The 10,096-nt window shown below is 44.5% G+C and carries 6 protein-coding genes; 3 read left to right on the top strand and 3 right to left on the bottom strand.

What is annotated here, in order from left to right:
* Positions 1–374 precede the first annotated feature (374 nt).
* From AC2204_RS13770 to dcuC, 3 genes are read left to right on the top strand one after another with little or no spacing between them, the layout of a single operon-like run.
* Positions 375–1,580: a PfkB family carbohydrate kinase gene (locus tag AC2204_RS13770; RefSeq protein ID WP_318926254.1), complete on the top strand. Its 1,206-nt coding sequence runs from the start codon at positions 375–377 to the stop codon at positions 1,578–1,580.
* A 19-nt stretch (positions 1,581–1,599) separates the two neighbouring features.
* The gene (gene rihC / locus AC2204_RS13765) at positions 1,600–2,526 is read left to right on the top strand and encodes a ribonucleoside hydrolase RihC (RefSeq protein WP_318926253.1); all 927 of its coding nucleotides are present in this window, start codon (positions 1,600–1,602) and stop codon (positions 2,524–2,526) included.
* 19 nt (positions 2,527–2,545) lie between these two features.
* On the top strand, positions 2,546–3,967 hold the full coding sequence (dcuC, locus tag AC2204_RS13760) for a C4-dicarboxylate transporter DcuC (protein ID WP_318926252.1): 1,422 nt from the start codon (positions 2,546–2,548) through the stop codon (positions 3,965–3,967).
* Between the two features lie 253 nt (positions 3,968–4,220).
* On the opposite strand, the gene AC2204_RS13755 is transcribed toward dcuC, so the two are convergent.
* From AC2204_RS13755 to AC2204_RS13745, 3 genes are all read right to left on the bottom strand, one after another.
* Positions 4,221–5,633, bottom strand: a complete 1,413-nt coding sequence (locus AC2204_RS13755; protein ID WP_318926251.1) for a phosphoglucomutase/phosphomannomutase family protein — start codon at positions 5,631–5,633, stop codon at positions 4,221–4,223.
* Between the two features lie 79 nt (positions 5,634–5,712).
* A complete protein-coding gene (locus AC2204_RS13750) occupies positions 5,713–8,118 on the bottom strand; it encodes a glycoside hydrolase family 94 protein (protein WP_318926250.1) in 2,406 nt (801 codons plus the stop codon).
* A gap of 39 nt (positions 8,119–8,157) precedes the next feature.
* A complete protein-coding gene (locus AC2204_RS13745) occupies positions 8,158–10,089 on the bottom strand; it encodes a beta-N-acetylhexosaminidase (RefSeq protein ID WP_318926249.1) in 1,932 nt (643 codons plus the stop codon).
* Positions 10,090–10,096 lie beyond the last annotated feature (7 nt).

Raw genomic sequence — 10,096 nt, 5'->3', positions numbered from 1 at the left:
GCTCTGCGGTGTGGCGACTAAAAACCTTACTAAGTACTTAGGGTGGCGGCGCATATTGAGTGATGATTCACTATCAAAGGCTACTTTTACAGAGAGAGTCGCTGGGTACTGGGCTCTCAACTAAGTTACTGAACAGAGCCCTACATATTTTACTGTTTATTGGTAAAGATTTTTGGTAGATGATTGAAACTGAAAACTCGAAATAACCCTGATAAAAAAAGAGAGTAAACATTCTTCGAATATCGATCAAAAAATCCTGAAGAGATGTGATCTTAATCGGACATTTCATGTCCGGTTCAGGGTGTTAATTATGATTTGCTCATTAGTTTTATAAACATTGTCATGATACTTTATATAAAGCAAGGGTGAGGTATATGAATAAGAATGAAAGAATAAGTATAATTAAAAATATTCTTATGGTTAATAAGTTTGTATATGTTGGAAAGTTAGCTTGTAAATTTAATGTAACAGAAAGAACAATTAGAAGAGATATAACATCTTTAGTTAATGCTGGAATTGCAGAGCCATTCTATGGTGGGGCATCCTTTGTAAGTATTGATAATGATAGGTGTTTTAAGAATATAGGTTTGAATAATATTATGGTTAAAGAAGGTGGGGGTGAATATAATAATATAGTTATAAACAAAGCACCTAAAGACGAAATGGTTTTTGTTTTAGGTTCATTTAATATTGATATTGTTTCTGAGTTAAGTGAATTTCCGAAAGTAGGAGAAACAGTACGTTCCATATCAACTAATTTTTACGCAGGAGGAAAAGGGGCAAATCAAGCAACGGCTGCAGCCAAGGTCAATAATAATGTACATTTAATGGCGAAGATTGGCTGTGATGATTTGGGAAAAAAAGCATCAAACTACCTGTCAGTTACAGATGTGAATTCATTGACATTATTAGAAGATAATGAAAAACCTACAGGAAATGCGATTGTTTTCGTTTCGAAAGGAACGAATAATAACTTTATTGCTATCAACTTAGGTGCTAACGAAAATATAAAGAAAAGTGAGGTCGTAGCTGCGTTTGATAAAATAAAAAAATCTAAAGTATTTCTTACTCAGTTAGAGAATAACTTTGACATTACCAAGTTAGCTATTAATTTAGCCAAAGAAAACAATGTACCAGTGATATTGAACCCTGCACCGTACAATGAAGTGGTTAAAGATATATTAACAAGCGTTGATGTTATTACGCCAAATGAAATTGAAGCGGAAGGATTGTCGGGAATACATATTCAATCTATAGAGGATGCAAAAAAAGCCGCTGAAATAATTCATCAACTTGGTGTGGAGGTTGTGATTATTACATTGGGCTCTAAAGGGGCGGTTATGTTCAATGGCACAGAATTTAAACATTATCCCTCATTTAAATCGGTTGTTGTTGATACCAGCGGTGCTGGAGACTCTTTCAATGGCAGCTTAGCGGCTTGTTTAGCAAATAAATATTCATTGGACTATGCGATTAAGTTTGCTTCTGCATTTGCGTCTCTGGCGGTGGAAAGAAAAGGTGCGTCTAACATGCCAAGTTACGACTTGGTTCAAAATAGGCTTTTAAATGAAAACTTCTGAATTTTAATTAGGTGATAAGATGATGAAAAAACAAATTATTATTGATACCGATCCTGGCATTGATGATGCGGTTGCACTCGCTATCGCATTGTTTAGTAAAGAGCTGGATGTAAAGCTGATAACGACGGTCGCAGGTAATGTTTCCGTTGATTTAGTCACTAAAAATACCTTAAAGCTTCTGTCTCACTATAAGAAGGAAGTCACTGTCGCTAAAGGGGCGTCACGACCTCTGAACGAACCGTTTATTGATGCATCCGAGATCCATGGTGCGTCGGGTCTTGAAGGTTATGATTTCCCCGCGGTTAATGATGCACTACTGTCTCAATCACATGCCGTAGAAGAGATGTACAAAACTATCATGAATGCTGAGCAGAAAATGACTCTGCTCGCAATTGGACCATTGACTAATATTGCGCTGTTGATCCGTACATACCCTGAGTGTTTAGACAAGATAGAAGAAGTTGTCATCATGGGGGGAGCCTATACGCGTGGTAATAAAGGGGTAATGTCAGAATTTAATATTGCGACGGATCCTGAAGCGGCTGATATATTGTTCAAGAGCGGACTTAAAATCACTATGGTGGGTCTTGAAATTGGTTTGAAAGCGCTCATCCTTCCTGAAGATAGTCAAAAAATTAAAGAGATGAATGTTGTCGGTGATATGTTCTATCACTTATTTAAAAAGTATCGTGGGGGATCATTTAATAAAGGTTTGAAAATGTATGATGCCACTGCTGTAGCATACTTGCTCAGACCTGATATGTTTCAGGTTCAAGACTCTTTTGTCGCGATCGAATTGATAGGGACTTATACGCGTGGGGCTACGGTCGTGGATCTTAATAATCGCCTGGCACAAAAAGAAAACTGTACTGTTTGTCTTGATATTGATCCAGACAAGTTCAAAGAGTGGATGCTGAGTTCGATCGACGCCATTAACATTAATTAATTAAATAAATAGAAAAATCATGGATAATTTATTAGTAGGTCTTTCTTCTATTATTGCAATCGGTGTCGTGATATTCATGTTGTTAAAAAACATGGATATTAAATTCACCTTACTATTCGCTGGCATGGGATTAATGTATCTTGCATTAGGAATAGGAAATACAATCCAGTTTAAAGGGTTTGAATCAACCGGTGCATTTTTGCTCGATCCTATTATGGTGATCCCAGAGCAGTTCGTTTCGACACTTTCTCGTGCAGGTATCATCATTCTGATTCTTGGCGGCTATGCGAAATATATGCAACATATTAAAGCGAGTGATGTCACGGTCTATATGTTGACTAAACCACTGGCAAAAATTAAAACACCGTATAAGTTGATCCCGTTCGTATTTCTTATCGGTAATTTTTTATCTTTGGTCATACCGAGTGCATCAAATTTAGCTATTATATTATTGGCTACATTATATCCTGTATTAAGGCAAGCTGGAATGTCCTCGCTAACGGCGGCGGCGTTGATTGCAACTTCCGCGACCGTTGTACCTACCCCTTTAGGTGGTGATAACGTCGCTATCACGCAAGAACTTGCTCATACCGCCGAATTTGCAGGTCTGACAGTGTCTGAATACGTGTTTGAATATCATGCGCTGGTTTCTATTCCAACCTTAATTTTCATGGCTATTCTGCATGTATTTTGGCAGCGCTATATGGACTCGAAAGGTGTAGCAGAGTCAGGTGAAAGTACTGCCGACACTGGGGTATCTGAAGAGAAATACCATGTTACCGGTAGCAGCCTATATAAAATTTGCTATTCAATTCTGCCATTGCTACCGATTGTGATTCTATTTGCGACCTATACACTCAATATTTTTGACATTGCTGATGTACAAGTCAGTGTTGGTTTGTCTGCATTTACCAGCTTATTTATTGCAGTTATTTTTGAACTCATTCGTACTCGTGACTTTAAGGAGACACTGAACAATACTAATAGCTTTTTCATCGGTATGGGCAATGCAATGTCGGTGGTGGCGCTATTAGTGTCGGCGTCAATCTTCGTCGTGGGCTTAAAGTCGATTGGATTGATTTCTGAACTTCAATCGTACATGCAAAGTGTTGATTCTTCAGGCTTTACGTTACCGCTCACTCTGCTATTGTTCACCGCGTTAATTACCATTTTGAGTGGCAGTGGGTTAGCACTATTTTACGCCATGGTTCCTCTCATGGTTCCGCTTGCAATGGCCGCCGACATCAGTCCACTCGCAGTTACGCTGCCGATGGGGATGGGGGGGAACTTACTGCGGGCTTGTTCACCGGTTGCCGCAGTGATCATCATCATCGCTGGAGTCACAAAACATAATCCTATGGATATAGTGAAGCGAACAGCAGTCCCGTCTGTTGGAGCGACTATTTTTATGTTCTTGTTATCAATGTATATCTATATTTAATTCTGTGTGAATTATGACGATGTACTGGCTGGGTGTTAGGACGCGCAATGTTGCAGTGGGATGGATATTAACTTGACGGTTGTTAATCGAAAGAGTGATCCTCATTTGTATTAAATAAAAAAGGGTAGCGGGGCTACCCTTGCCGCTAAAACTTCAAACGAAGGTTGGCGAAATGTAACAGCGATAGTGCTTGTTACAGTGGATTCAACAATGAATATCGTTGTCGCAGCCTGTAAGGCGCGAGCGCGAGAGGTTACACTTTCAGAAACACCTTCATTTGCTGCAAAACGGCTTCGGCTTGCTGCTGATCTTTCATTTCGACAAACAGACGCAGCAGTGGTTCTGTACCGGAGAATCGAGCCAGCGCCCAACCGCCATTTTTAAAGTAAACCTTAGCCCCATCGGCATAGCTGACTTTTTCGACATCATACTCAAACTCGGGCAGGGCCTTTTCTACGTAGATTTTATCGTATAGGCGTTCACGCTCAGAGGCTTTAAAGGTACAGTCCCCTTCAGCGGTGTAGGCATAGCCGTATTTTGCGTAGATTTCACCGAGCATTTCAGACAATTTTTTTCCGGTAACACTGATCATTTCAACCAATAGGCTCGAAGCAAATACACCATCTTTGCCCTTGATATGACCGCGAATAGTTAAGCCGCCAGAGCTTTCTCCCCCGATGAGTGAATCGTCAGCTTCCATCTGCGAGCTAATATGTTTAAAACCGACAGGGACTTCAAAGCACTTCTCTTGATAGGCTGCCGCGACTTTATCAAGCAGATGGGTTGTCGCGATATTACGTACCACTGAGCCTTTCCAGCCTTTGTATTCAAGCATGTAATAATAGAGAAGCAATAACACTTCGTTCGGGTGAATGAAGTGTCCTTTTTCATCAATAATGCCTAAACGGTCAGCATCGCCATCGGTACCAATACCGATGTCATACCCTTCATGGGCGACTAAATGCTTTAAGCGGTACAGTGTCGCGGCATTCGGTGATGGCATCAGGCCGCCAAATGAAGGGTTCTGACCATCATTGATCACATCCACATCACAACGGCCAGAAATTAGAACGGTTTGCAGTGCATTCTTAGCAACACCAAACATCGGATCGATCAGTACCCTTAGGTTGGCTTTTTTGATCGCTTCTATATCAATAAAATTAATGATTGAGTCGACGAACTCATTCATCGGATTAATCTTAGTGATCATCTTCGATTTTAGGGCGTCTTCAAAGTCGAGACTTTTTACATCACTTGCGGTCAACCCGGTAATTTGCTGTTCAATTTTTTGAGTGATGATTTCATCTGCGTCACGGCCACCTTCAATGAATATCTTGATGCCATTGTAATCGGCAGGGTTGTGAGAAGCGGTGATGCAAGCGGAGTACGTTGCGCCAATTTCCTTGCATTGAAACATTACTATCGGGGTCGGGACATATTTGTCGATAAAACTAACGTTGATTTCATTCGCCGCGAGCACTTCAGCAAACCAGGCGGCCGCTTTATCCGATAAGAAGCGGCGATCATAGCCAATAACAAAGCCGTTACCGGTAACCTGTTCTTTGAGCATTATGTTAGCAAGAGCCTGTGCGACTAATCTGACATTTTCTTTGGTAAATTCTTCGCCGATCAGGGCGCGCCAGCCACCGGTTCCAAACTGGATCATGTGGAACTCCTATTTCTCTCAATCGAAAAATGTAAAGTGGGGATGAAAGCCATCCCCAAACGTTACCTCACTATGAGGATTAGCCCATTACTACCGTAACAGTGTTGACCGTACCCTCAGCCTGCTGGGTTATCGCTCCTTCAATGGGTTCGCCATTTAGCGTGATAGAAACAACGCCTTTGCTGACATGATCCGGGTTTTCAACTTTGATGTTATATGTTGCTCCGCGCCACTGACGGGTAACGTCAAAGCCTGGCCATGCGGTTGGAATACATGGGTCGACAATCAGGCCGTCAAAGCTTAAGCGAACCCCTAGAATAAAGTTGGTGGCAGCAATGTAAGCCCAACCAGATGAACCGGTTAGCCATGGGTGGTTAGCACGGCCATGATCCTGGTGATCACGTCCCATGATGAACTGAACATAGGAATACGGTTCTGCCACCCGTTTTTCAATCATGTCGTTCTGGTTGTATGGGTTTAGTGCATCGTAGAATTTCATCGCCTGATCGCCGCGCCCCAGCTTAGCTTCCGCGACCCAGGCCCATGGATTTGGATGGGAGAAAATCGCGCCATTTTCTTTCACGCCTTGATAGACACGGGTAACGAAACCAATGTCGTCGTTAGGCGTGGCGAAAGAAGGGGCGTTCAGGTGCAGGCCGTAATCAGAGTACAGGTACTCATCAACCGAGTTCATCGCCTTTTCGCCGCGCTCTTGAGATACGGCCCCGGAAACAACCGCCCAGGTGTTAGATTCCAAGTGAACCTTGCCTTCAACCTGTTCGTTAGTACCGACTTTCTCGCCATTCTTGGTAATGCCACGGATATACCAGCCGCCATCTTCATCCCAAAGGTGCGCTTCACAGGCGTGTTGGACACCGCCGGCCATGTCTTCATAACGCGCAGCGTCTTCGTCTTTTCCTAGGAATTTAGCGAGATCAACAAACTCTTGAATTGCCCAGTAATGAAGGAATGCAACCATTGATGATTCGCCACCACCGAGGTTCAAGCAATCGTTCCAGTCTGCGCGCAAGCCTTTCGCGATACCTGTACGGCCAACCTGTTCGGCCGTGAAATTCAGCGCCGCTTTCATGTGTTCATAAACCGTGGCTTCACCGCCATCGGCAAATGGGATCACTTCGTCAAAGAAACGGGTTTCGCCGGTTTCCATGACATAGCGGCAGATCGTTGGGACAAGCCATAAATGGTCATCAGAGCAGGTATCTTCGATACCGTGGATCTTATCTTCATCACTTGGCGTTGGGACAACGGTCGGCGATTTCGATGGTTCTACATTGGCTTTTTCCGGATCAAACCAATCGGGATCGAAGAGGTGAAGGCCATAACCGGCTTTAACTTGACCGCGAAGCAGATCGACAAGGCGCTTGCGAGTCATTTCTGGGTTGGAATGAGGCACTGCCATTGCGTCTTGTGCGGTATCGCGATAGCCAAGCCCGGTACGGCCGCCGACTTCGATAAAGGAGGCAAAGCGAGACCAGACAACACATGTTTCGGCCTGGTACAGGGTCCAGGTATTGAGCATGGTGTCCAGACCTTCGTTTGGCGATGTCACCTGGAATTTAGCACAACGCTCATCCCAGTGAGATTTGATATCTGCGAAAGCGGCATCAACGTTAGCAAGGTCTTGATATTTAGCGCGTAGTTTTGCGCCGTTACCTTTACCTAAACCCAGGATATAAACAAAACGAACCTCTTCGCCGGGCTGAATAACAAATTGCTTGTGCAGTGAGCCGCAATGGTTGTAGCAGGTTTGCGCGGTATTCGAGCATTTGCCTTGTTCAACCGCGATAGGGTTAGACTCATCGCGGTAGAGACCGAGGAAGGAATCACGCTGGCCGTCATAGCTATCAGGGTCAAAGGTAGATGCAAGGTAGTAGAAACCTTCAAATTCATTGGTGTTGTAATAAAGATCGTATTCAATGACTCCCTCTTCATACGATGTACCCGCAGAGTACAGGCTCATCTGATGGTTTTGATTATCAGATTGAATATGGCTGAAGGAAAACTCTACAAATGAGAATGCGCTGATGGTGCGAGGCTTGTCGGTCTCATTCTTGATGACAACATCCCAGACTTCGGCATCTTCACCTTTAGGTACGAATAAGGTTTTTGATGCGGTAATGCCGTTGTATTCACATTTGAATTTCGAGTAAGAAAGGCCATGGCGGACTTCATAGCTGGCCTCATCAAGACTTTTTGCGACGGGCTGCCAGGAAATGGACCAGTAATCTCCTGTTTCGTCATCACGAAGGTACACGTAGTGGCCCGGGCGATCAAAAGATCCATTCGCGCGAAATTTTGTTACGCGATTATATTCAGGTGAATTGTAAAAGGAGTAACCACCCGCATTATGTGATATGACGGTACAGAACTTTTCAGTACCCAGGTAGTTGGTCCAGGGAGCCGGGACATCAGGACGAGTGATTACGTATTCTCTATTATCGTTATCAAAATAACCGTATTTCATTGCTTCCAATCCTTTTTAAATATTAACTATCTGTAGTTGCTATTCGCAGTGGCGGTAATTGATGCCCGCTTTGTCTAAGTATTTGAGTTGACCATTCAAACGCGCTTTAAAGTCATCCCAGTTACGCTGGTGAGGGGCGCTCCAGCAGAGCTCTGAAATAGCTAATAAGCGTGGATAAATCATGTATTCAAAGCGGCTTTGATTATTGACGAGCTCACACCACAGTGCCGTTTGAATACCGATAATGCGTTGGTGAGCCGGATCATCCGGGGCGAGTTCGGCGAATGGGCGATACTGATACACATTATCAAGAGGCAATTTTCCGGCCCAGTCGACACCCGGTTCATCGGCAGAATAGCCTTGTGCTAAGTCGAGATAGGTAAATTGTGCCGGTTGCATGACGACGTCATAACCTTGTTGTGCACAGTCAAGGCCTGCTTTTTCACTGCGCCATGAGAAAATGGTTGTTTGCTTGCTGACCTTGTCACCATCGGTGGCTTCCTCCCAGCCCATCATCTGCTTGCCTTTCGCTTGTAGTACTTCTTCAGCAAAACGTAACAGATGCCCCTGCAGTTCCTTGGGATCTTGATAGCCGTGTTGTGCCATTAAAGTCTGGCAAGCTTGGCTATCGGTCCAGACACCGGCAGGCACTTCATCGCCACCAATGTGCACAAAGGGGGCAGGAAATAATTCACTGATTTCAGTGAGTACATTTGAGATAAAGGTGTAGGTGCCTTTAAGTGCCGGGGATAGCACATTATCCGGATAGTTCTGAATACTGCGATATTGAGATTTATCGTCAGGATCAACCAGTAGATCCGGCAACGATTTGATCGCAGCACGGCAATGCCCGGGAATGTCGATTTCAGGAATAATGGTTATGCCCCGATCACTGGCATAGTCAATAAGATCCCTTGCATCCTGTTTGCTGTAGTAGCCCCCATAGCGCCGGTTGATGGTGGAAAATTGGGGGAGCAATACTTCATTCGGGCCACGCCATGCGCCGATACGAGTCAGTTCGGGATAAGCCTCAATCTCAATTCGCCACCCTTCGTCATCGGTAAGATGCCAATGGAAGGTGTTGAATTTATAACGGGCTAATTGATCGATGAGGTGTTTAAGGCGCTTGATCGAGTGAAAGTGGCGTGCGCAATCTAACATCATGCCGCGATAGGGGTAGTGTGGCTGATCTTGGATATCAACCATTGGAATGCTATAAGCGGCAACGGTATGATGCTCAGGATTGGCGGGTAACAGCTGCAGCAGGCTCGATGTTGCATGGGTAAAGCCGGATTTGGAGCTGGCCTGGAGCCAGATGTTATCCTGCTCGATAAGTAAGCGGTATGCGCCTTCTGCCATTTCAGGGTGAGCCTGATAATGGATATTGCCATCCCGATGGACCGGGAAATCCTCATGGAGTAATTCAGTCAACTCCTCTTGCAGCCACCGGGCCGGACCTGATGCTAACGTATTGGGTGAGGCTATCGCAGTCGATTGAGTGAACGTAAACCGGCCACGAATTGGCGTTACCGATGTTGGCAGAGGTATGATATTCAATGCCTTTTCGGGAGGGAGCTGGGTCGTAAATCGCTCTATTGCCGGCTGACCCAAGTCGATACAGGTGACTTCAACCGGGAGTGGTTGAATAAAGCCCTCGGTGGTGTTGGCGACCAGAAAAGCCTCAGGGATCCCGTCATCATGCAAGGTGAAGGGAGCCGTAGCCATGGTAAATTCAGTATAGAAATGTGAATTTGAGGCGAGCAGAGGGAGCGCTTCTGACGTTATAACGCAATAGCTCCCCAGCTGTTTAACCTGGCCACTTAACACCGACGTCGGCTCAATCCAGCGATTAATAACAAAGTGCAGTGACCAGTTTTTCACCGGCTGATCACTGAGGTTATGAAGCGTTAGCGCACAGCGAGACTCATGCTCTGCTTTGCTTATCACGGTGAAATCGACGCGGTAGCTCATTATGTCT

The sequence above is a fragment of the Photobacterium sp. genome (assembly GCF_057456235.1).
This window is presented reverse-complemented; position numbering and strand designations above follow the sequence as displayed.

What these genes read in the sequence shown, in the direction of transcription:
- AC2204_RS13770 (WP_318926254.1), top strand. Translation starts at nt 375, where the DNA reads ATGAATAAGAATGAAAGAATAAGTATAATTAAAAATATTCTTATGGTT.
- rihC (WP_318926253.1), top strand. Translation starts at nt 1,600, where the DNA reads ATGATGAAAAAACAAATTATTATTGATACCGATCCTGGCATTGATGAT.
- dcuC (WP_318926252.1), top strand. Translation starts at nt 2,546, where the DNA reads ATGGATAATTTATTAGTAGGTCTTTCTTCTATTATTGCAATCGGTGTC.
- AC2204_RS13755 (WP_318926251.1), bottom strand. Translation starts at nt 5,633, where the DNA reads ATGATCCAGTTTGGAACCGGTGGCTGGCGCGCCCTGATCGGCGAAGAA.
- AC2204_RS13750 (WP_318926250.1), bottom strand. Translation starts at nt 8,118, where the DNA reads ATGAAATACGGTTATTTTGATAACGATAATAGAGAATACGTAATCACT.
- AC2204_RS13745 (WP_318926249.1), bottom strand. Translation starts at nt 10,089, where the DNA reads ATGAGCTACCGCGTCGATTTCACCGTGATAAGCAAAGCAGAGCATGAG.